Source organism: Bdellovibrio bacteriovorus (assembly GCF_001592745.1).
GTDB classification, from domain to species: domain Bacteria; phylum Bdellovibrionota; class Bdellovibrionia; order Bdellovibrionales; family Bdellovibrionaceae; genus Bdellovibrio; species Bdellovibrio bacteriovorus_B.
The window spans coordinates 715,782-738,681 of record NZ_LUKD01000001.1; the positions used below are offsets into that span (position 1 = coordinate 715,782).

At 45.4% G+C, this 22,900-nt stretch carries 17 protein-coding genes; 9 read left to right on the forward strand and 8 right to left on the reverse strand.

From position 1 onward, the window contains the following. Positions 1–155: 155 nt before the first annotated feature. The 5 genes from AZI87_RS03390 to AZI87_RS03410 all read left to right on the forward strand — a co-directional run bounded on the left by AZI87_RS03390 (position 156) and on the right by AZI87_RS03410 (position 8,003). Positions 156–2,189 (forward strand): M3 family metallopeptidase, encoded by a 2,034-nt coding sequence (locus AZI87_RS03390; RefSeq protein WP_063205009.1) that lies wholly within the window; start codon positions 156–158, stop codon positions 2,187–2,189. Between the two features lie 17 nt (positions 2,190–2,206). Then, on the forward strand, positions 2,207–3,094 hold the full coding sequence (locus AZI87_RS03395; protein ID WP_063205010.1) for an NAD(+)/NADH kinase: 888 nt from the start codon (positions 2,207–2,209) through the stop codon (positions 3,092–3,094). 23 nt (positions 3,095–3,117) lie between these two features. Next, on the forward strand, positions 3,118–4,812 hold the full coding sequence (recN, locus tag AZI87_RS03400; protein WP_063205011.1) for a DNA repair protein RecN: 1,695 nt from the start codon (positions 3,118–3,120) through the stop codon (positions 4,810–4,812). Positions 4,813–4,887: 75 nt separating this feature from the next. Beyond that, entirely contained in the window at positions 4,888–5,832 is a 945-nt protein-coding gene (locus AZI87_RS03405) for an NmrA family NAD(P)-binding protein (protein ID WP_063205012.1), read from the forward strand. A gap of 77 nt (positions 5,833–5,909) precedes the next feature. Beyond that, entirely contained in the window at positions 5,910–8,003 is a 2,094-nt protein-coding gene (locus AZI87_RS03410; protein WP_063205013.1) for a S9 family peptidase, read from the forward strand. 51 nt (positions 8,004–8,054) lie between these two features. On the opposite strand, the gene AZI87_RS03415 is transcribed toward AZI87_RS03410, so the two are convergent. The 3 genes from AZI87_RS03415 to AZI87_RS03425 form a co-directional block, all read right to left on the reverse strand. Next, complete coding sequence (locus tag AZI87_RS03415; RefSeq protein ID WP_063205014.1) at positions 8,055–8,852, reverse strand: L,D-transpeptidase; 798 nt, start codon at positions 8,850–8,852, stop codon at positions 8,055–8,057. 234 nt (positions 8,853–9,086) lie between these two features. Then, entirely contained in the window at positions 9,087–11,762 is a 2,676-nt protein-coding gene (gene acnA / locus AZI87_RS03420) for an aconitate hydratase AcnA (RefSeq protein ID WP_063205015.1), read from the reverse strand. Positions 11,763–11,777: 15 nt separating this feature from the next. Further along, a complete protein-coding gene (locus AZI87_RS03425; protein ID WP_063205016.1) occupies positions 11,778–12,326 on the reverse strand; it encodes an NUDIX domain-containing protein in 549 nt (182 codons plus the stop codon). A 167-nt stretch (positions 12,327–12,493) separates the two neighbouring features. Between AZI87_RS03425 and AZI87_RS03430 the strand changes: the two genes are divergently transcribed. Then, the gene (locus tag AZI87_RS03430) at positions 12,494–13,249 is read left to right on the forward strand and encodes a hypothetical protein (protein ID WP_253696400.1); all 756 of its coding nucleotides are present in this window, start codon (positions 12,494–12,496) and stop codon (positions 13,247–13,249) included. Between the two features lie 131 nt (positions 13,250–13,380). After that, positions 13,381–14,082, forward strand: coding sequence for a tyrosine-protein phosphatase (locus tag AZI87_RS03435; protein ID WP_063205017.1), 702 nt, complete (start codon positions 13,381–13,383; stop codon positions 14,080–14,082). On the opposite strand, the gene AZI87_RS03440 is transcribed toward AZI87_RS03435, so the two are convergent. The 5 genes from AZI87_RS03440 to AZI87_RS03460 form a co-directional block, all read right to left on the reverse strand. Beyond that, the gene (locus AZI87_RS03440; RefSeq protein ID WP_063205018.1) at positions 14,083–14,517 is read right to left on the reverse strand and encodes a hypothetical protein; all 435 of its coding nucleotides are present in this window, start codon (positions 14,515–14,517) and stop codon (positions 14,083–14,085) included. A 125-nt stretch (positions 14,518–14,642) separates the two neighbouring features. Further along, the gene (locus AZI87_RS03445; RefSeq protein WP_063205019.1) at positions 14,643–15,392 is read right to left on the reverse strand and encodes a UDP-2,3-diacylglucosamine diphosphatase; all 750 of its coding nucleotides are present in this window, start codon (positions 15,390–15,392) and stop codon (positions 14,643–14,645) included. Then, positions 15,392–17,032 (reverse strand): cell division protein FtsZ, encoded by a 1,641-nt coding sequence (gene ftsZ, locus AZI87_RS18335; protein WP_063205020.1) that lies wholly within the window; start codon positions 17,030–17,032, stop codon positions 15,392–15,394. The genes AZI87_RS03445 and ftsZ overlap by 1 nt, the downstream gene beginning before the upstream one ends. A gap of 63 nt (positions 17,033–17,095) precedes the next feature. Continuing rightward, positions 17,096–18,349 (reverse strand): cell division protein FtsA, encoded by a 1,254-nt coding sequence (gene ftsA, locus AZI87_RS03455; protein ID WP_063205021.1) that lies wholly within the window; start codon positions 18,347–18,349, stop codon positions 17,096–17,098. Positions 18,350–18,463: 114 nt separating this feature from the next. Then, positions 18,464–19,210: a cell division protein FtsQ/DivIB gene (locus tag AZI87_RS03460; RefSeq protein ID WP_063205022.1), complete on the reverse strand. Its 747-nt coding sequence runs from the start codon at positions 19,208–19,210 to the stop codon at positions 18,464–18,466. 232 nt (positions 19,211–19,442) lie between these two features. Here AZI87_RS03460 and AZI87_RS03465 point away from each other — a divergent pair, with 232 nt between their 5' ends. Both AZI87_RS03465 and AZI87_RS03470 read left to right on the forward strand, forming a co-directional pair. Continuing rightward, positions 19,443–20,972 (forward strand): methyl-accepting chemotaxis protein, encoded by a 1,530-nt coding sequence (locus tag AZI87_RS03465; RefSeq protein WP_063205023.1) that lies wholly within the window; start codon positions 19,443–19,445, stop codon positions 20,970–20,972. Positions 20,973–21,221: 249 nt separating this feature from the next. Beyond that, positions 21,222–22,883: a methyl-accepting chemotaxis protein gene (locus tag AZI87_RS03470; RefSeq protein ID WP_081112119.1), complete on the forward strand. Its 1,662-nt coding sequence runs from the start codon at positions 21,222–21,224 to the stop codon at positions 22,881–22,883. Positions 22,884–22,900: the final 17 nt, after the last annotated feature.

Sequence of the window (22,900 nt, forward strand, 5' to 3'; positions counted from 1 at the left end):
GAATAATACGCCGCAATATCATGGGCCCTTGGACGGATAAAACCACCAAGGGCCCTTTCCATTTTTAGACGCCTTTTTACACCCAATTTTTGCTTTATTTCTGCTCTGGTTCGTGAAAGAAAAGAAGAGTCTTTTAACTCTCTTGGAGGCACATCATGAGCAATCCTCTTTTACAACCTTTTACCCATAAAGACCAAGCAGTTCCCTTTGATCAAATCAAGGTGGAGCATTACCTTCCGGCTTTGGATGAAGCGATCAAAATTTCGAAAGAAAATATCGCTAAACTGAAAAGCAACCCGGCAGCACCTGACTTCGAAAATACAATTGTGGCTTTAGAAGCGGCTTCTGAGCTTCCGGACCGTATTACAGGGATTTACTCAAACCTTGAAGTGGCGCACGCAGATGAGGCTTTGCAGGCGTTAGCGAAAGAAATTTACCCCAAGGTCACTGCCTTTGCGTCTGATGTTTCTTTGGATGAAGAAATCTTTAAACGCGTGAAAGCCGTTTACGATAAACGCGATTCTTTGAACTTGAACAAAGAACAAGCGCGCTTGTTAGAAAAAACATATCTTTCTTTCACTCGCAACGGCGCTTTGCTTTCTGAAAAAGACAAAGAAACTCTTCGCAATATCGATCAGGAACTTTCTGTTCTGGGACCAAAGTTTTCTGAAAACGTTTTGAAGGCGACAAACGCTTTTGAAATGTTCTTGGATAAAAAAGAAGACGTCGAAGGCATCCCTGAGGGCATCCTTGAAGGAGCTGCGGCCATGGCGGAAGCCAAAGGCCAAAAAGGCAAATGGCTTTTCACTCTTTCAATTCCGTCTTACCTGCCATTCATGACGTACGCGAAAAATCGCGCGCTTCGTGAAAAAATGTGGAGAGCCTACGCTTCTCGTTCTTACAAAGGAAACTTCGACAACCAAGAAATAGTTTTGAAGATCGTACAGCTTCGCGATCAACGCGCTAAACTTTTGGGTTTCAAAACTCATGCTGATTTCGTATTGGCAGAGCGTATGGCGAAGAATCCTCAAACAGTGACTGAATTCCTTTCTAAGCTTTTGAAGGCTTCTAAAGACGCCGGTAAAAAAGATTTAGCGGAAGTGACAGAATATGCGAAGAAATTAGACGGCGTTTCTGACATCCAGCCTTGGGACTTCGGTTACTATTCCGAGAAATTGAAAGAAGATAAATACGCTTTCAATGAAGAAGATCTTCGTCCTTACTTCCAACTTGAAAAAGTTGTCGATGGTGTTTTTGCTCACGCAAAGAAACTTTACGGCCTGACTTTCAAAGAAAACAAAGACATCCCGGTTTATCATCCAGAAGTAAAAGCTTACGAGATCTATGAAGATAAATCTGGTAAGTACATGGGTCTTTTCTACACAGACTTCTTCCCGCGCGAGACCAAAAAAGGCGGCGCTTGGATGACTCAGTTCCGTGGTCAGGGCTTGCTTAATGGCGAGATGAAACGTCCTCACGTCAGCATCGTGTGTAACTTTACGAAGCCGACGCCAACAAAACCTTCTCTTTTGACTTACGATGAAGTGCGCACATTGTTCCATGAATTCGGTCACGCTTTGCATGGCATGTTGTCTGAAGTGACTTATCAATCTTTGAGCGGCACCAATGTTTACTGGGACTTCGTAGAACTTCCATCGCAAATCATGGAAAACTGGGTCGGTGAAAAAGAAGGTTTGGATCTTTTTGCTCGTCACTATGAAACCAATGCGGCGATGCCAACAGATTTGATTGAAAAATTAAAAGCGTCGCAAAAATTCCAAGCGGGTTATGCGTCTTGCCGTCAATTGCAATTCGGTATGATGGATATGGCTTGGCACTCAACGGATCCTTCGACAATCAAAGACGTCGATGCGTTCGAAGAAAAGGCTACGGCCGAAACCCGTCTGTTCCCTAAGATCGATGGTGCAAATAGCTCTTGCAGCTTCAGCCATATCTTTGCAGGTGGATACTCAGCGGGATATTACTCTTACAAATGGGCTGAAGTGTTGGATGCCGATGCCTTTGAATTCTTCAAAGAAAAAGGTTTGTTCAACGCCGAAGTGGCTCAGAAATTTAAAGACAATGTTCTTAGCAAGGGCGGAACGGAACATCCGATGGAACTTTACAAAAAATTCCGCGGTCGTGAGCCAGATCCAAATGCGCTTCTAAGACGTGATGGTTTGATCTAGTGAGTGCAAAAGTTTCGATGAGCAAAAACAGTAAATTAGTTCTAGAAGAAAATAGCAGCATTGCTTTAGTTTATCGCTTAGAGACGGCCCAAGCCGTCTCTTTAGCAAAGAAGGTTTCTGATTATTTGAAAGACAAGGGCTTTGATGTTTACACAGGCCCTGATCAAAAAATCATTCCCGGAACCAAAGCCGCAAAAACTAAAAAACAGTTGGACCAGCTTAAGCTGATCATCGTTCTCGGCGGAGATGGAACTTATCTTCGCGCCGTACGCCTGCTTGAAGGCCGCAGCACGCCGATCTTGGGCTTTAACATGGGGTCTTTGGGCTTCCTGACAGCCCACAGTGCGGAGTCCGTTTTTGATGTCATCGATAAAACTCTTGCGGGAAAAATGGTTCTTCGTCCCCGCTCTATGCTTTTTGCGAAAATTCTTCGTCGCGGTAAAGTGCGTGAAGAACACCATGCGCTCAACGACATCGTGATTGAAAGAGGCTCGATGAGCCAATTGATCAACACGGCTATTTATTCAGAGAAATTCCTGGTTAGCGAAGTGAAGGCCGATGGTTTCATCGTCGCCAGTCCTTCGGGCTCGACAGCGTACAATCTCGCTGCGGGCGGTCCTTTGCTTGATCCAGAGTCCCCGGTATTTGTGATGACGCCTGTTGCGCCTCACTCTTTAACGTCCCGTCCTTTGATCTTCCCTGATAATAAAGAGCTGTCTTTCAAGCTTGATGGGAAAACTCAAAAAGCGCATTTCATCGTGGACGGTCAAAAGATGACGGAACTCACGCCTCAAGACGAAGTGATTGTGACAAAGTCTTGTTACGATCACATGATGGTGCGTGAGCCTAATCACAACTACTTCCACTTGCTTCGCGAAAAACTTAAATTCGGAGATCGCAGCTAGAAAGCTAGTTTGCAGGAGATATTATGTTACTAGAGCTGAAAGTTTCTAATTTCGCCATTATCGAAAACTTGCACATCACCTTCAAAGAAGGGTTGAACATTTTAAGCGGTGAAACTGGCGCCGGAAAATCCGTTCTTCTTAAAAGCTTGAGCCTTTTGATGGGTGGAAAAGCTTCTAGCGACACGATCCGCACCGGAGCTTCTCAGGCGACGATTGAAGGTTCCTTCGATATCAGCAAACGCTATGACATTATCGATAACTTAAAAAGCATGGGTATTGAAGTGGATGAAGACACTTTAATCGTTCGTCGTGTTTTAAGTGCGGGTGATAAATCGAAAGTGTATTTAAATGGCAGCCTGAGTACATTGAACAGCTTGCGCGACATCGTGGCTCCCCTGGTGGAGTTAGCGGGTCACTCGGCACCTTTGATCGAAATGACCGGCCAACATGAAAACCGCAATTTGATGTCTAAAGCTTACCACTTAGATCTTTTGGATCAGTATGCGGGCACTTGGGATAAGCGTCTTTTGTTCACTGAAAAGTACAATCGCTATCACGCCATCTTTGAAGAAATCAAAAAACTAGAAAGCGATGCCAAACAAAAAGCACAGCGTCTGGACTTCTTAATTTATCAGCGCGATGAAATTGCGAACTTGGATTTGTCTCCGGGTGAAGATCTTGAACTTGAAGTGGAAGTAAAGAAACTTAAAAACTCTTCGCGCATTGGTTCTTTCGTCGATCAAGCCGAAGAGGCGCTTTACACCGATGACGATTCGGCGATCAGCCGTTTGAATGCCGTTCTTAAAAAAGGCCTTGAACTTGCGGGCGTTGATCCGCAGATTGCTACCAAACTTGAAAATCTTGAGCAAGCAAAAGCTTTGATTGATGAAACCGTCTACGAGCTTCGTCAATATGCTTCAAAGATCGATGCCGATCCTCAGCGTTTGGAAGAAGCGGAAGGTCGCTTGAGCGATCTTCGCAAGTTGCAGAAAAAATATGGCTCGACGGTAGACGATATTTTAAAAGCCTTGATGGACATGGAAATTGAAATTTCCAATCTGCAAAATTCTGAATCGAAAGTGGAGTCCTTAAAGAAAGAAGCTTCGGCGATCTTAAAGGAGCTAGAAACTTTAGGAGCCGATCTTCACAAGCGTCGCTTGAAAGGTGCAGACTTGCTTTCAGAAAGCGTGAATGCCGAGCTTTTAGACTTAAATATGAAAGGTGTGACCTTCCACGTGCAAGTTGAAAAGATGGAGCTCTCTTCTTCGGGCATGAGTGACGTGGAATTCTTGAGTCAGACTTCCGCAAAAGATGTAAAACGTCCTTTGGCGAAGTTTGCTTCTGGGGGCGAATTGAGCCGTATCCTTCTTTCTTTGAAGCGTGTGGTGGGCTCTACAAATCAACCTCGCACTTATCTCTTCGACGAAGTAGATACGGGTGTTTCCGGTGAAACAGCCGAAAAGGTCGGAAAGAAACTAAAGACTATTGCTAAAGGACAGCAAGTGATCTGTGTCACTCACCTTCCGCAGGTGGCTGCCTTTGGTGACGCTCACTTCTTTATTCAGAAATCTCCGCAAAAAGGTTCTGTGGCGATGCTTGTGTCAGAACTCAAGACAAAAGATCGTGTGCAGGAACTGGCTCGCCTTATCAGTGGCGAGAAAATCTCTAAGACTTCTGTCGCCCACGCCGAACAACTTTTGGCAGAGGCTCAAGCCTAACAGCTGATGAAGAATTCGTAAGTAGAGCCTCCTTATTTCCCCAAGTAAAATGGGAGCAAATAAGGAGGTTTTTTTATGATTCTGGTCATGGGAGCCACGGGTAATATTGGCTCTAAAATCGTTACCCACTTACTAGCTCACGGTCAAAAAGTGCGTTGCGTGGCCCGACACTTTCCCAATAAAGAAAACTTCCAAGGTGCAGAACTCGCCCAAGGCGACGCAAATAATGTGAGCTTCTTAATGGATGCCATGCTCGGTTGTTCTGCGATATTCACAATGATTCCACCGAACCCCAAAGCCGAAGAGTCGCGTTTCTATCAAAATAAATTTGGCGAAGTGATTGCCGAAGCCATCGAGGAAGCCGGCATCAAAAAGGTCGTCAACTTAAGCAGTGTTGGTGCGGATTTAGAAAGCGGTACAGGCCCCATCTTAGGATTGCACGATCAAGAAGAGCGCTTGAGTGAAATCACCCACGCCGACATCATGCACTTGCGTTGCACTTACTTTATGGAAAATCTAAATAATAACATCTCAAGCTTGATCGGAATGAACCGTTTCTTTGGCACGATCAATGGGGATGTTCCCATTCCTATGGTCGCGACCCGAGATATTGCCGCTCGTGCAGCGTTCTTATTAATGAATCCTGATTTCAAATCTCACAATGTCGAATATTTGTTGGGAGAAAGAGATATCTCCATGAACGAAGCCGTTAAGATTCTGGGAAATGCAGTGGGACGCCCGGATGCCGAATATGTCGAAGTGCCACCACAAGAAATGCGCAATTACTATATTGGCGCAGGATTAAGCGAAGACTGGGCGGATGTTTATCTAGAAATGGAAGAGGCCTTCGGGAACGGAACCATCGCAGGAACTTTCCAGCGCAATAAAATCAACACGACCGCTACTTCTATCGAAGAGTTTGCTCGCACTACTTTTGCGGATGCTTACAACAAAGCACTGGCAAAACAAAATCAAGTGCGCTTTCAACAGACTCAACGTGGCGGCGAAGCCCGACCTTAGTCTGAGTCGACGTAGAGCCTCTTGGAAATCCAAGAGGCTTATACCCACCCTCCCCTCGACGTGATAGCCTAAATCCCATGAAAAAAATCACTTACGCTGTTTTACTTCTGGGAGTTTCCTGCATGCACAAAGATCTTCAATCTTATCCGCAACCTGAAAAAGTTCCGGTGACGCTTAATAAGCATGGAGACGCAAGAACCGATGAATACTTTTGGCTGCGTGAACGCGAGAATCCAAAAGTCATTGATCATTTGAAAAAAGAAAATGAATTCACGGCCCAGGCAATGAGTTCGGTGAAATCTTTGGAACAAACACTTTTCTCGGAGTTAAAGTCTCGTGTAAAGGAAGATGAATCTTCAACGCCCGTCAAAGACGGCGATTACTACTACGCCGCTCGCTACGAAAAAGGTCAGCAATACCCGCTTTATGTTCGCTACAAGGGTTCACCAAAAGGGACGGAAGAAATTCTTTTGAATATACCGGAACTAGCGAAAGGACATGACTTCTTTGAATCTACAGGGCCACGCATGAGTCCCAATCACAAGATTATGGCCTATGCAGTGGATACAGTGGGACGTCGCTTTTATACCGTGTATTTCAAAGATCTTGAAAGTGGAAAGCTTCTGCCTGACACAATTCCCAACATGACCTCAAATCTTACTTGGGCTAATGACAATGAAACCGTATTTTACGCCGAACAAAATCCAGAAACTTTGCGCAGTGAAAAGATCTATCGCTACAACTTGCGCACGCAAAAGAAGGACTTAGTTTATCACGAAAAAGATGAAACCTTCAGTACTTACGTTTACAAATCATTGTCAAAGAAGTTCATCTATATCGGCTCTAGCAGCACACTAACGACGGAAGTTCGATTCATTGAGGCTAACAAACCCACTGAAGCCTTCCGCGTCTTCAATCCTCGTGAACGCGAGCATGAATACTCGGTGACGGACGATGGCGAACGCTTTTACATCATCACAAATAAAAAAGCTAAAAACTACAAGCTGATGACGACGGACCTTTCTCACACGGATGCTAAATCCTGGAAAGACCTGATTCCCCATCGCGCTGACACATTCTTGCAAGATGTGACAGTGTTTAAGAACTATTTGGTATTGGATGAAAGAAAGAATGGATTAACTCAAATTCATATCACTGACAAAAAAGCCAAAAATGCTTATTTCATCCCGTTTGCCGACGGCAGTTATATGGCTTCCGTCGGCGACAATCGCGAGTTTGATGCTGAATGGGTGCGCTATGATTATGAATCCATGCGCCTACCCCCTTCTGTTTATGAGTTCAATATGAAAACTCACGAGCAGGTTCTAAAAAAAGTGCACGAGGTTCCTAACTACAACCCGGAACTTTACAAATCGGAACGCATCTTTATCACGGCTCGTGATGGCGTGAAGGTGCCTGTCTCATTGATCATGAAGAAAGATCATAAGGCTGATGGCACGTCTCCTCTTTTAATTTATGGATACGGCTCTTATGGGGCCAGCATGGATCCCTGGTTTAGCAGCGACGTCTTTAGCTTAGTGGATCGCGGTTTTGTTTTCGCTAAAGCACACATACGTGGAGGCAGCGAAATGGGACGTGAATGGTATGACACGGGCCGTACGATGAATAAGAAGAACACTTTCAATGATTTCATCGATTGCACGGAAGCCTTGGTAAAAAATAAAACCGCTTCTGCAAAGCGCGTTTATGCCATGGGTGGCAGTGCCGGTGGCTTATTGATGGGAGCTGTGATGAATATGCGTCCTGACCTTTATCAAGGTATTGTGGCGCAGGTTCCATTTGTGGATGTGATTACAACAATGCTGGATGATACGATTCCACTGACGACCGGCGAATATGATGAATGGGGAAACCCCAACGAAAAAGCTGCGTATGAGTATATCAAATCCTATTCACCCTATGACAACGTCAAAGACCAAGCTTATCCGAACACTTTAGTGACAACGGGTCTGCATGATTCCCAAGTTCAATATTGGGAACCTGCAAAGTGGGTCGCTAAACTGCGCGATCATAACAAAGGACCTTCCCTGATTCTGCTTAAGACGAATATGGAATCAGGTCATGGAGGCGCCTCCGGGCGCTTCGAACAACTGAAGGAAACGGCGACCGAGTATGCCTTTATCCTGATGGTGAATGAGAACGTAAAATAAAAAAGGCCGAGTGAAAACTCGGCCTTTTTTATTTAAATTTATCTAGGAATCTTAGTTCACGTCTTCAACGATGATCAATGCACTGAACGTGTTAAACTTCATCAATTGACCGGTTCTGCTATGAACGATCTCTTGTTGAGAGATGTATTTCACATTTCCATTTTCATCTAGAACTGGAGTTCCATCCAAATTCACCGCCGGAACCACAGAGCGCTCCGTTTCTTTCACGCGGAAGAAAAGGTTCTCAGCCGTTTCTTTGTCTTGACGGATGCAACCACCTGAAGCGCGGCTTCCCAACATGTCTACGTAACCTCTGTAGACTTGGTGAAGGGCCAAACCGTTTTCGATATCAAAGAAAATCGCATAGGGCATATCTGAGTCCCAAGAACTTGATTTATGGTCTTCAGACAAATATTTCGGAGTGTAATATCCCGTAGGTGTTTGCGACCAATAGGATTTTGGAGGCGCGCCTGTGCAAACTTTGTTTTTACGGCGAAGTTCAAAACCTTCACGGCCTGTAGAAACCTTCGTTTTATGGATCAAATAGCCGTTTTCGTAAACCTTCATCGTTTGGGCTTCGTAACCGCGAGAGGCTTTGTTCACTACGATGACATAACGAAAACCACGCATCCAAGGTTTTGTATCAAAATCGCTTTCAGAAAAACGACCTTTAAAATGCTCCGGTAACTTTTCTGTCGTCTGCTTCTCAAACGCCAATGTCTCTGCGTATTCCTGCTCGTTGTATTTACAGTCGTTAAACGTGTTTTTAACTTTACCCCAGAACGACGCCGACGCTGTCTGAGATACCACCAACGTCATTACGATGGCGCCATACTTCATTACGTTCATAAAAACTCCAGTCCATAAAAATAAATGACGAAAACAGGAGAGCAATTACCCTGCCAGGAAATCACTAGTTCAGAACAAAACTAAACATAGCAGGCCAAAAACGGATTTTCGTTTTCACCCGTGAGCGGCATTTTCGCTAAGAAGTTCTACATGTAATTTTTACTTTATAACGATTTTAAGAGGGAATAAGAGAAAAAGGGCAGCCCCTCTCAGACAGGGCTGCCCTTTGGATTTCTATGTCAGTTTACGAAGGACGTAATGAAGGATGCCACCGTTTTTATAGTACTCTAGCTCAACCGCAGTATCGATGCGCGAACGCACTTTGATCTCTTCGGTTTTGCCGGTTGCACGAGTGATGCGAACAGTAAGATCTTGTTGAGCTTTCATCCCCGCCTCAATCCCGACTATGTCTAAAACCTCGGTCCCATCCAAGTGCAAGGTCTTGCGATCTGTGCCCGGATGGAATTGCAATGGCAAGACACCCATACCAATTAAGTTAGAACGATGGATGCGCTCGAAGCTTTCAGCAATAACGGCTTTAATTCCTAAAAGACGTGTGCCCTTCGCCGCCCAGTCACGCGATGAACCTGTGCCATATTCTTTGCCGGCAACAACGACCAGGGGGGTTTTTTCGGCCTGATACTTCATGGAAGCATCATAGATCGCTAAAACTTCACCGGATGGAATATGCTTCGTCATGCCGCCCTCAACCAATCCACCCAGCATTTCATTTTTAATGCGGATGTTGGCAAATGTCCCGCGCACCATAACATCGTCATTACCACGACGAGAACCATACGAGTTGAAGTCGTGTGGAGATACGCCCTTGCCGATCAAATAGCGGCCTGCCGGAGAATCTTTTTTGATACTTCCCGCTGGAGAAATATGATCCGTCGTGATGGAGTCGCCAAGAATCGCGAGAACGCGTGCACCCTTCACATCCGTTAATTTTTCCGGCGTCATTGTCATGCCAGCAAAATACGGTGGATTTTTGATGTAAGTACTTTCATCCCACGAATATGTTTGCGAAGACGTCGTATTGATTTTCTTCCAGTCATCTGTTCCCGCAAAAACGTTTCCATAACGAGAATCAAACATCTTTGTTTCAACAGTTTTATTCACAAGATCTTGGATCTCTTGATTGCTTGGCCAGATGTCTTTGAGATAAACAGGTTTCCCTGCCTTATCTTCGCCAATAGCATCCTTCGTAATATCAATGTGCATGCTTCCCGCAAGTGCGTGTGCCACCACTAACATCGGCGATGCTAAGTAGTTTGCTTTAACATGCGGATTGATACGACCTTCGAAGTTACGATTTCCCGAAAGAACGGACGCCACAACCAAATTACCCTTTTCTACAGCCGTGGCAATAGGTTGGGGCAGCGGCCCTGAGTTTCCGATACAAGTCGTACACCCGTAACCAACCAGGTTGAAGCCCAATTGATCTAGGTATTTTTGCACGCCGGATTTTTCAAGATAGTCTGTGACGACTTGAGAGCCCGGAGCAAGAGACGTCTTAACCCAAGGTTTTACTTGTAAGCCTTTCTCGACCGCTTTTTTGGCGACAAGACCCGCTCCAATCATCACCGAAGGGTTTGAAGTGTTCGTGCAACTTGTAATAGCGGCAATGACGACGTCACCGTGACCAACCGTGTAGCTTGCGCCTTCCACGGCCATCTGCGATTTTTCTTTGGATGTCATATTGTCAGCGACTTGAAATCCCGAAACCAATTGGCTTTGGAAATCTTTTTGCGCATTTGATAACACGACACGATCTTGAGGGCGCTTCGGTCCCGCCAGTGAGGGCTCCACAGTCGAAAGATCTAAATCTAAAATATCTTGGAAGAAATAATGCTTTTCATTTTCTTCAGAACGCCACAAGCCTGTCGCTTTGGCGTAGGCTTCGACAAGTTCGATAGTTTCTTGCGGACGGCCTGACAAGCGAAGATATTTAATTGTCTCTTCATCCACAGGGAAGAAACCACAAGTAGCACCATACTCCGGAGCCATGTTCGCGATTGTCGCACGATCTGCAAGGGGCATTGAAGCTAAACCGGAACCAAAGAATTCAACGAATTTACCCACAACACCTTTTTTACGAAGCATTTGCGTGATCATTAGAACCAGATCCGTCGCCGTAGCACCTTCTTTAAGTTTGCCATGCAATCTAAAGCCGATCACTTCAGGGATTAACATGCTCAGCGGTTGGCCCAGCATCACGGCTTCCGCCTCAATACCTCCAACACCCCAACCTAAAACAGAAAGACCGTTCACCATTGTGGTGTGACTGTCTGTACCGACGAGAGTGTCCGGGAATGCATGTCCTTGAGAACTCCAAACAGTTTTACCAATGTACTCCAGATTCACCTGATGGCAAATCCCCGTACCCGGTGGAACGACTTTGAAGTTTTGGAAAGCGTTCTGCCCCCATTTCAAGAAAACATAACGTTCATGATTTCTTTCGAATTCCATTTTTACGTTTTCATCGAATGAACGACTTGTTCCAAAGGAGTCGACCATCACTGAGTGGTCAATCACCAGATCCACGGGAACCAGAGGATTGATCTTTTTCGGATCTCCACCTAGATTTTTCATAGCGTCTCTCATCGCGGCTAAGTCGACAACGGCCGGAACACCGGTGAAGTCTTGCATCAGAACACGCGCTGGGAAGAAAGAAATTTCTCGCAAAAGAGATTTGGGATCCAAGCTCAGAAGCGAATCGATATCTTCTTTTGTCACATGAAGCCCGTCTTCATGACGAAGAAGATTTTCAAGTAGGACTTTCATGGATACAGGAAGTTTTTGAAGATTCGGGTGAGAGATTTTTTGTTGATTGAAAACCGTATAGGATTTCGCTCCCACCTGAAGAGTTTCTTTTGTTTTAAAGCTGTCTTTGGATTGAATGTGCATAAGACGTCCCCCGTCTTAATTCCACTCCCCTCGCAGGATTTTATCAAGCCAAAAAGCCCCGATCTGGGTTTTCACATCCGAGACTTTTCCCTCTTGAACCAAACGCATGAGGTCTTCTGGCTTTACTTCGACGACCTCAATAAACTCACCATGATCCAGCTTCTGCTGCGCAAAATTCAGTTCGCGCGCCAAGTAAAGATCTATGTGTTCGTTGGAATAACCGATGACGGGATGAATCGTTGTTAAGAATTTCCAGTCCTTAGCTTGGTAACCGGTTTCCTCTAAAAGTTCGCGTTGTGCTGTCAATAAAGTTTCTTCATTAGGATCCCGTTTTCCCGCAGGAAACTCTAAAAACACCTGCTTAACCGCATGACGGTATTGGTGAATCATCACGACATTTCCATTCGGAAGAAGAGGTATCATCATCGCCGCACCTGGATGAAGGATGTATTCACGCGTGTAGGTGCGACCGTCGGGAGCCTGGACCTGATCCTGTTCTACACGCAGGAATCGTCCTTTAAAAATTTGTTTCGTCGAGAGAGTTTTTTCTTCAAGATGCTTCATAAAAAAAGAGTCTCATACCGAGAAGGCGTTGTCTCATTATAACTCCCCTGGACAAAAGATGATCCCGTCCTTTGTCCTAAACCTGTATAATGTTAGTTGCATACACTATGTAGATTAAAAGATTCTAATAGTGATTCAATTATGGTGGGAATCAGGAGGATTCTTTTATGAAGATGTTGAATAAAGTAGGACTTTTTCTTTCAACAGTTCTCGCTGTCTCGGTTCTGAGCGTCCAAGATGCAAATGCACAAAGAAGATTCGGTGGTGGCCGTGGCCTTTCGGGCGACATGGCGTTGGGTATTGGTATTTCAACGGTGTCTGCGGATCAAGATGATATCAACAGAGTGATCGATTATACGACTAACAACGGATTCGCGAATGTTAAAAATATGGGTTCTGCTCTAGAGTTCTACGTGAACTGGAGTTACCGTTTTAGTGGCACTATGTATGCTATGGTAATCCGTCCCTCTTACTTTACACAAAAGACCGATGGATCTGGTGCAGCTGGTTCCTATGACTACGAATTAACTGGATATACGGTATTTCCGATTTTCCGCCTTTATCCTCTCGAAAACTCCTTCATTAAGTTTTATATGCAAACAGGTTTGGGCTATGGAAGCTTAAGTGGCTCTATGACGGCAGGCTCTAAGAATCTTGATTTTAAAGGTAGTGCTTTCGGTGCCATGGGAGGCATCGGAGCTGAGTTTTGCTTCACCGACACTCATTGTCTGACTGTCGAAGGTAATATGCGCTATATGCCTATTGAACGTAACGTCTCTACAGGCGGAAACTGTACAGCAGCCAATGATATCCCTGGAGTCAGCCAGTGTGGTAACGGTGCTGAAGTTGAGCGCGACGGTTCTGACTTAAGAACGACCATGTCAGGCGTTCAGGGCCTTATTGGCTATACAATGAATTTTTAATTTAAATTGTTCCTATGTCCGATCACCTAAGGGCTCCATCAAGGAGCCCTTTTTTTATATTCTAGTTAGGAATAATAACTTATTTACTATGACCCTTTAAATTCCTGGGGCCCTTTTGTATAAACAGCCCCATGAAAACACTTATCTCTTTCCTGCTTTTATCTTTGGCCTCTCTCTCTCAAGCCGCCGTTGAAGGCAGTTCAATTCCTAACGCTCACGTGGTCTACACTGAAGGCGACATGGCCGTTATTCGCGGTAAAGCTCCCGCCAATAAAAAACAAATAGAAGAACTTCTGGCTTTGGGTGTGGAAGAGTTTTTAATCTTTAAAAACGACACCAAAGGAGAAGTGGCAAAACAGATCACCACTTTACAAAGTTTGGGTGTCGCTAAAAATTCCATCACCCATATTCCTTTTCTTTGGAAAGATCTTCACGACTTTAACTCTTCTTGCAAAATGACGATGCAAGCGTTGCGCACGATTGAAGAAGCGGTCGAAGATAATAAGAGCATCTACTTCCATTGCACCGTCGGAGAAGATCGTACAGGATACCTTGCGGGTCTTTGGGGACTTTGGGTAGGCACTTATAAAACTGTGAAACAATCCGTGAATGAAGAACTCTGCGCTCGTGGATACGAGGCGGGAAATCCGCGCAAACCCTATCGTGATGTGGTTTTCAAGATTCGTGAAACTTTAACTCCGACTTATTTGAAAATGACGGTGATTCTTTCAAAGGCTAAGCAAAGAGGTCTTTCGTTGGATGAATCTCTGTGTAATGAAGAACCAGAGTTAAACGTAGACGTGCAGAAGTTCTATTGCTCCAGCAAAAAATAATTACTGCATTCCGTTTAATAACGATGAGTTTCCCATATCCGAATACGCGCGCGTGCCGTTGGTAAGAAGCATCGGCTCTGCCGTACGAGAATAAAGATAAGACTGGTTGGAATAGATTCGGTTGGCTCCGGCAGACAACTGCCCTTCGGTTCGTTCAAAAGAAATATTCAAAGCTTTCGCCAGCATACTTTTTTTACGATTATTGCTTTCCATTTTACCTAGAACTTTATCAAGTTCGATTTTCAGTTCGGCGGCAGCCAAGGCATCTCTTTTATTTTCAGCGTTTACGATACGGCTTTTTAATTCCGAAGCCTTAGTTGGTAAGGCTTTATCAAGAATAAACTCTGCCTCGAGTCTTTCTTTAGAGACAGTCTGGCACGCCATCATAAATGCGCACAGAACAGGAATTAGGAATTTAAAGTTCAATGTTTTCATAGCCACCTGCCGTTATTACTGCAAAGTGTGCCAAACGCATAAAAGCTGTCTCAAAATGAGATCTGGCTTTCATCTCTAAGAAAGACAAGTTTCAGATGTTTAACGAGCTGGCAGATGTTGCCGTTTTAGGACTCTAAATAGACCCAGTTCGGCTGGCCGTCTTTGATATGAAAGACCTTAACTTTTTCTTCGAACCAAGAGCCCAAATTCACCGTGCGCACTTTTCTGCCGCGAATATCAACGACATGATCATCAAAGACATGCATATGGCCCGAGATAATAATATCGAAAGGCTTTTCTTGATAAACCTTTTCCGTGTGGGCTCGAATCATCTGCACTAGCTGAGATTCGTTGGTGGCGCGATAGTGACCACTGCGCGCACGACTGCGTTTGCTCGCTCGATTTCCGATGTAATCCCAGAACTTACCGGGAATGATGTTGCCCAAAGGTTTGATGTAAGGGTTGCGGATGATGCTTCGGTATTTTAGATATTTTTCGTCCGCCAGATTGATGAGGTCACCATGCTCACAGCGAACGATAAGCCCGTCCAGATTGTAGTACTGGGCCTCAACGTGAACTTCGACGCCTAATTGCTTTTGGAAAAAGCCTTCGACGTGAACATCGTGATTACCCTCGATGTAGGTGATGCGGGCTCCGGCTTTGCGGAGATCTCGCAGCGCTGCGATTAAATCCGGAAACTTTTTAGCGAAGTACGAATGACCACCGACCCAAAGATCGAAAATATCCCCCAGCATGAAAAGGTGAACTTGCGAAGGATTTTGCTGAAGCAAAGAACGCAAAAAGCGCAACAGGATTTTCCCATTGCGCTCTTCTGCGGATTTTAAGTGAATGTCAGATAAAAACCAGGCTTCCACTATTCTTTATTCAAATCAAAACCTTGTTTCTTGCGAATGAACGCGGGTACTTCAAGATTTTGGCTAGAGAATGGAGAGCTCAACACTTCGCGAGCCATGCGACGAGCTTCTTCCAAAGATTGCTGTTCATGATCCACGTTCATAGACAACTGTTCAGGGTTGTTATGACGAGCCTTCAAGTCTTGGCTTTCTTTGAAAGCGCGCGCTTTCGCTAGCAACATATCACGAGGAGAAACAGCCGCTTCAACTTGAGGTTGAATTGGTGTTGCCACTTCTTGTTGTTGCGGCTGAGGTTGTTGAACCATCATATTTTGCGCCGCTTGTTGCGCCACTTGTGGAGTCACCGGAGCTACTGGCGGAACTACAACCGTCTCAGTTACCGAGGGACCCTCCTGTTGTGGTTGCGTAAAGTTCATCACGTGGGATTGAACAGTCGCAATCGGTGGCAACTCAACAGGGGCCGCTTGCTGTGGAGATTGCGGCATCTGTGGCATAGTCGGCATTTGAGGCATCTGCGGCATTTGGAATTGCGGCATTTGCGGCATCACCGGCATTTGGGGCATCTGTGGCATCTGAGGCATTTGCGGCATCATGTTCATTCCGCCAAATTGCGCTGTGGCCTGTTGGTTCAAGAAATTCTGCATTTGATTTACTTGAGCCATGTCGTTCACAAGTTTCACATCGTGAGAATCGAAACCAGTTGCGATCACAGTCACGCGAACTTCATCACCCATGTTATCATCGATAACCGCACCGAAGATGATTTCTGCATCTTCATGAGCTGCTTCAGTGATAAGAGTTGTCGCTTCGTTCACTTCATATAGAGAAAGATCAGATCCACCTGTGATGTTCACGATGATGCCAGTCGCGCCATCGATTTTAACATTTTCAAGAAGTGGAGAAGAAATCGCTGCTGTTGCGGCTTCTACAGCGCGGTTTTCACCTTTCGCTGCGCCAGTACCCATGATAGCGATACCTTTAGAAGACATAACAGTGCGGATGTCCGCGAAGTCCAAGTTGATCAAACCGCGGATATTGATAAGGTCGGAAATACCTTTCACCGCTTGAAGAAGAACTTCGTCCGCTTTTTTGAAAGTTTCTAATAGTGGTGTTTTTTCAGCGGCGATCGAAAGTAGCTTTTGATTCGGGATAACGATCAAAGTATCTACGTTCTCTTTTAGTTCTTGCAAACCGCCTTCAGCGTGTTTACCGCGTTTTTTACCTTCGAACAGGAAGGGCTTAGTGACCACACCGATTGTCAAAGCGCCAAGTTCGCGCGCAATCTTCGCAACAATCGGAGCGCCACCTGTACCTGTTCCGCCACCCATACCCGCAGTGACGAACACCATGTCCGCGCCTTCCAATTTCTCAACAATCTCATTATATGATTCAATGGCAGCTCTGCGACCCACATCTGGGTTTGCACCTGCGCCCAAACCTTTTGTCAAATCGAGACCCAACTGAATTTTGTTAGGAGCTTTATTTGCATTCAAAGCTTGGATATCTGTGTTGGCAACGATGAACTCAACACCGGTCATGTTAGATTCGATCATCGTCGTAACAGCATTGCTACCGCCACCGCCGACACCGACAACTTTAATATTCGCTCCGATATTGATATTTTCCTCTAGCTCAAACATTCGACCCTCCCCTATTTTATACCGCCAGCCCAGGCTACGGCGGTGATCCAGGTAAAAAACTTTTTAAAAAATCTGTCCGAAAAAATCTTTGATCTTCTTCGTGATACCGTCGAGAGACTCGCCGATGTTCACTTCTTGCTGCTGATGACCTGCCTGCAAATCTTTTCTTTGTGCTAGTGCATACAACAAAAGTCCGACGGCTGCTGAGAACTCTCCAGATTTCACAACATCTGTCAGACCGCCGATTTGCTGAGGAGTACCTCGACGAACCGGAATATCAAAAATAAACTCACCCATCTCAATCAGACCATCCAGTTGACTTGCGCCGCCGGTAAGAACGATTCCCGAACCCAACATTGGCATCAAACCACTCATGCGCAAATCGTTCGCGATCAAGTTCAGAGTTTCCTCTGCTCTTGCTTCGATCACGTCTGCTAAGTCTTTGCGAGGAATCACGCGGGCTTTTCTGCCGCCGACACCTTCGACCTCGATAGTTTCATTTTCATTCACCATAGAAGCCATGGCGCAACCATGCTTCTTCTTTAAAGCCTCTGCCGCAAACTGTGGAGTGCGAAGTCCTACAGCCACGTCATGAGTGAAGTGCTGACCACCCACCGGAATTGTCGATGAATGCGCCACACTTCCGTTGACGAAATACAAGGCATTGCAAGCGCCGCCGCCCATGTCGACAACACACACGCCCAGATTTTTTTCGTCATTAGAAATAACTGCGGTCGCTGAAGCCAACTGCCCCAGAACCAGACCCGAAATTTTAAGTCCCGCTTTTTCAACACATTTCACCGAGTTGTTGATCGCGCTTTGGCTGCCCGTCACGATGTGAACGTTGGCTTCCAAGCGGATGCCTGACATGCCCACAGGATCTGTGATGCCGTCTTGGCCGTCGACTTTGAATTCTCTAGGAAGAATGTGCAGAACAGTGCGATCTGCCGGAACCGCTACGGCTTTTGCCGCTTCGATCACGCGATCGATTTCAGAAGGGGTCACTTCGCGATTTTTAATTGCGACCATGCCCTTTGAATCAAAAGACGAAATGTGCGTGCCCGCAACGCCGACCCATACTTCAGAGACGGAATAGCCAGACATCAATTCTGCTTCTTCTTTAGCTTTTTTAATGGATTCCGTTGTGGCCTCGATATTCACCACAACGCCTTGGCGAATGCCCGTATTAGGAGCAGTTCCTACGCCAGCGACTTCGATTTTTCCGTCGGAATTGACTGTGCCGATCACAAAAGAGACTTTGGTAGACCCAATGTCCAAACCAGCCAATACCGGTGCCTTCGGTTTTGATGTACTCATCCTTAAGTCCTCACGGATGCTTAATCTAATGTTGTAGAACCACCCGATAAAATCATTTCAAAGGGTTTTCAAAGCGAGCTTGACCCGACTTTGATCGGTCCTCCAGACTTAAGCTTAGGGATCCTTACGCAACCTGACAAGGACTTTCTTAGACAGATTCGCATCTATGACGCGCGCGTCAAATTGGCGAGATTCGAGATAGTCGACGACTTGTGAGACTCGAGCGGCCTTGAGTGAAACTTGGTCTTCGCCCATCTTCACTTGAATTCCGGTCTTTATCATCGTCATCCAAAAACCTTCTTTAGAGTCGTGGCGAATTTCAGAAATCGTTTTTTTACTGAACGATCCTTCAGCAGGAATTTGTTCGATCACTTCCACTGCTTTTTTTCTAAGCTCACTTTTCTTCTGAAAACTTTCGCCGTCTAGAAGAGCCACATCAGGAGCTTGCTTGGTTTCAACAGGATCTAAAAAACTTCCGTCTTTAATAATAGGTACAAGTTTTCCACCCTTACCCATATAAAGAAGTTTCACTTCATAAGGACGTACGCGCACAGCAAGAGTCGCCGGCCAGCTGCGTTTGATATTCAGCTGCTCCACCCAATTTAAATCCGAAACTTCACGAGAGATTTTTTTAAGTTTGATGTTCCAAAGTGAAATGCCCTTGTACTTCGCCAAAGACGCTTCAAGACGGTCTACATGAGGCTTTAAAAATTGTTCTTGGCCTGCAGGAGGGTTTTCAAGAATGACTTCAATTTTCGTGATATTAAAGAAACCATTTTTATTGAGATAAAAAAGGGAACCCGCAAGAGCTACAGGCAAAACAATAAATCCAAAGATGAGTTGTAAAACGAGCTTCTTCACGAGGTTCTCCGAGCAAATCCTTTGCTGTCGTAGATTTTAGACTAGCAAGACCCGGTGCTACTTTGAAGCTATTTAAGTGAGGAGATTTTCTTTCCCGCCGGAAGCAAGACCTAGGTCTCAACGGCTTCAAACACTTTCTTTGCTAAAGTTGCGAAATAAATGCAGAACACGAGTTTTTAAGTATTTTTTTATTCTCTCAACCACCGATAGAAAGATTACCAAGGAGACATCTATGAGACTGGGGACGAAGATTATTTTAAACGTGGGATTATCCTGTGTGATCTGTACACTTGCCGCGGTTGCCATTTCTTCGTCAAAGGTTCATAACCAAGGACGCCACCAACTTATTGAAAAATCTCAGGCTATTCTTTCGCGTCTTGAAGCGATCCGTAGTTACATCGCGACCCAAGGAAAGCTTGAAAATGATTTTGCTCACGCAGTGACAAGATTTCCCGACGGCAAACTTCCAGAAGAAGAGCGTCAAAGCTTATTGCGCAAAGTTCCTATTTTTGCATCAATTGTCGTGGGATTTGAAAATGCCAAAGACGACGGCTACCAGTTTCGTGTGTTTGCAGACAAAGCACGTCGCGAAGGCAACAAAGCAACTTCTAAAGAACTTGAGATCCTCAAAAAATTTGAGGCCAATAAAGACTTGAATGAAATTGTCGAAGACACAGACCATGCCGTGATCGTCTATCGCCCCGTACGTCTTTCAGCCGCACAAGGCTGCCTTCTTTGCCACGGCGATCCGGCGACGAGCCCCTGGAAAAACGGAAAAGATATCTTAGGTTATCCAATGGAAAACTGGAAGGACGGTCAACTTCACGGAGTTTTTGCTATCACCGCATCCACGGAAGAAGTTACCGCGGCAGCGATGAATACGACTTATTCAATTCTAGGCTGGGCACTGTTAATCACTGTTTCGATTCTAGTTATTTCCATCATCCTTGTGCGTAAGCCTATGGCGGCTTTATTGGAATCTATCAGTTTACTAAATGTCGCCGGCACGCAAGTTTCTAGTACGGGTCAAGAGATCCGTGACTCGAGTCAAAACTTGAGTAATGCCGCTGTCACTGCTGCAGCCTCTATTGAAGAGACTTCCGCTTCCACAGAAGAAGTGTCCAGCATGGTTAAGATGAATACAGAGCACGCCAGCAAAGCTCGTGATCTAGCTCATCAAGCGCAGGAAAAAGCGCGCATTGGCGAAGAAGAGGTTCGTAAGCTGACTGTCTCTATGAACGAAATCACGACAAGCTCGAAAAAAATTGAAGAGATCATCACTGTGATTGACGACATCGCATTCCAAACAAACCTTCTGGCATTGAATGCTTCCGTTGAGGCCGCTCGCGCCGGAGAGCATGGTAAGGGTTTTGCCGTTGTGGCGGAAGCTGTTCGCAGCTTGGCGCAAAGAAGTGCGACCTCCGCGAAAGAGATCTCAACATTGATCAATGAAAGTGTTACGAATATTGAAAAAGGCCAAAAGGTCGTTCAATCTAGTGAAGTCTCTTTGAAAGAGATTGTAAAGACCATCGAACATCTTTCTACTCTTAACGACGAAATTTCTACTGCCAGCAGTGAACAAGAACAAGGCATCGTTCAAATAAATAAAGCGCTTTTTGAAATGGATAAGATCACTCAAGCCAATGCAGCCGCCGCAGAAGAATGTGCCGCGGCTTCAGAAGAATTGGCCACTCAGTCCACCGTCATGGACGAAGCCGTTAAGAATTTGAACCACATCATTACTGGTAAAAACGCAGCCTAACCTCCTCCAATTATTAATTTTTAGACACAATCAAATCTGAGTTTACTATCAAACTCAGATTTGTTTTTATTCAATTCGGGCCTCCTATTATATTTAAACGCACAGAGAAACAAAATTCCCACCCAAGGCCTAGCCGCTTTTTTAGGACCCACTCAGTTTTCGCTGCCTAAATTTGTAACTTATGTCTAAGGAACACGAGCTCGATAAGGAGGACATCGAAAGAACATCGTAATTTAAGGAGCGACCCACATGAAATTTAACGCCAAGGTTATGTTGAGCATTCTTTTAGCCTGTATCATCTGCACCACCGCGGCCGTTCTGGTTTCTACATCCCGTATCTCTTTACAGGGTGAAACGCAATTAATCGAAAAATCACGCGCCATACTTTCCCGCTTAGAATCGGTTCGCTCGTACATTGCCTCTCAAGGTGGACTGAAGAATACAATTCAAGACGCTATCACGGAGCATCCGGATGGAAACTTGTCGAAGGATGCAAAGCTGACAATTCTAAAACAGGTTCCTATCTTCGCCGCGATGAAGGTAGGTGCAGAAAATGCTTCAGAAGAAGGATACACTTTCCGCGTGTTTTCAGGTGAGCCTCGCAATGATGACAATCGCGCCACGGATACTGAGATGGCCATCCTTAAAAAATTTGAAGCAGATCCTTCGTTGAAAGAACTGTCTTCAACCACAGAGAACGAAATTATCGTTTATCGCCCCGTACGCCTTTCCGAATCACAAGGCTGCATGAATTGCCACGGCGATCCGGCGCAATCTCCGTGGAAAAATGGCAAAGATATTTTAGGTTACCCAATGGAAAACTGGAAAGATGGAAAACTGCATGGTGCCTTCGCTGTGATCTCCAGTAAAGCTGAAATCAAAGCCGCAGCGGCCAATGCCACTTGGTACATTGTTGGTTGGTCGACGGGCCTTTCTATCCTCGCCATGTTTATCGCCTTTATGTTCTTGAAAAAACCGATGAAGGCTTTAGCGGGTATCGCAGAAAAGCTTCAAGAAACAGGTTTAGGTGTTGCCCAAGCCAGCCGCGAAATCACGAAGTCTTCACAAGATCTCAGCACTGCAGCTTCAACGGCAGCCGCTTCTATTGAACAGACGACTTCGGCGACTGAAGAAATGTCGAGCATGATTAAGCTCAACGCCGAACACACTCGTGAGGCGAAAAATTTAGCAGAAGATGCGCAGACAAAAGCGCGCGCTGGTAAAGACGAAGTTGAAAAACTGATCTTCTCTATGGGAGAGATCGCGAAGAGCTCAAAGAAAATCGAAGAAATCATTACAGTGATCGACGATATCGCCTTCCAAACAAATCTTTTGGCCTTGAACGCGGCCGTGGAGGCAGCTCGTGCAGGTGAACAAGGGAAAGGTTTTGCCGTCGTCGCTGAGGCCGTTCGTGCGCTGGCACAAAGAAGTGCCACGTCCGCGAAAGAAATCTCAGATTTGATTCGTGATAGCGTCGAAAAAATCGAAAACGGTCACGAAGTCGTTCAGGCCAGCGGAACCATGTTGACAGAGATCGTTCAACGCATTGAAAAGCTGACTTCGGTGAATATTGAAATCTCTACGGCAAGCTCAGAACAGGCTCAAGGTGTGACGTCGATTAACATGTCCATCAACGAAATTGACCGCGTCACTCAAGGCAATGCTTCTGCCGCTGAAGAATGTGCGACCAATGCAGAAATCTTGTCCGATCGCTCTGCCCAAATGCACTCGATGGTTCAAGAGTTGACGCAAATTATGGAAGGTAAGTCGGTCAAGGGAGAAACGTTACACGCTCCTATCCCTCGATCAACGTCAACGGCACCGACTAAGAAGTCAAACCCTGCACCAAAGACAGCAGCGCGTGCCTCGAAGCACCACGATGACTTGTTACCCTTAGACGATGCTTCTTAGTTGATAAATTTTCTTTT

Bases quoted from the DNA above. Each gene is read 5' to 3' on its own strand.
- AZI87_RS03390 (WP_063205009.1), top strand. From the start codon at position 156: ATGAGCAATCCTCTTTTACAACCTTTTACCCATAAAGACCAAGCAGTT.
- AZI87_RS03395 (WP_063205010.1), top strand. From the start codon at position 2,207: ATGAGCAAAAACAGTAAATTAGTTCTAGAAGAAAATAGCAGCATTGCT.
- recN (WP_063205011.1), top strand. From the start codon at position 3,118: ATGTTACTAGAGCTGAAAGTTTCTAATTTCGCCATTATCGAAAACTTG.
- AZI87_RS03405 (WP_063205012.1), top strand. From the start codon at position 4,888: ATGATTCTGGTCATGGGAGCCACGGGTAATATTGGCTCTAAAATCGTT.
- AZI87_RS03410 (WP_063205013.1), top strand. From the start codon at position 5,910: ATGAAAAAAATCACTTACGCTGTTTTACTTCTGGGAGTTTCCTGCATG.
- AZI87_RS03415 (WP_063205014.1), bottom strand. From the start codon at position 8,852: ATGAACGTAATGAAGTATGGCGCCATCGTAATGACGTTGGTGGTATCT.
- acnA (WP_063205015.1), bottom strand. From the start codon at position 11,762: ATGCACATTCAATCCAAAGACAGCTTTAAAACAAAAGAAACTCTTCAG.
- AZI87_RS03425 (WP_063205016.1), bottom strand. From the start codon at position 12,326: ATGAAGCATCTTGAAGAAAAAACTCTCTCGACGAAACAAATTTTTAAA.
- AZI87_RS03430 (WP_253696400.1), top strand. From the start codon at position 12,494: ATGAAGATGTTGAATAAAGTAGGACTTTTTCTTTCAACAGTTCTCGCT.
- AZI87_RS03435 (WP_063205017.1), top strand. From the start codon at position 13,381: ATGAAAACACTTATCTCTTTCCTGCTTTTATCTTTGGCCTCTCTCTCT.
- AZI87_RS03440 (WP_063205018.1), bottom strand. From the start codon at position 14,517: ATGAAAACATTGAACTTTAAATTCCTAATTCCTGTTCTGTGCGCATTT.
- ftsZ (WP_063205020.1), bottom strand. From the start codon at position 17,032: ATGTTTGAGCTAGAGGAAAATATCAATATCGGAGCGAATATTAAAGTT.
- ftsA (WP_063205021.1), bottom strand. From the start codon at position 18,349: ATGAGTACATCAAAACCGAAGGCACCGGTATTGGCTGGTTTGGACATT.
- AZI87_RS03465 (WP_063205023.1), top strand. From the start codon at position 19,443: ATGAGACTGGGGACGAAGATTATTTTAAACGTGGGATTATCCTGTGTG.
- AZI87_RS03470 (WP_081112119.1), top strand. From the start codon at position 21,222: ATGAAATTTAACGCCAAGGTTATGTTGAGCATTCTTTTAGCCTGTATC.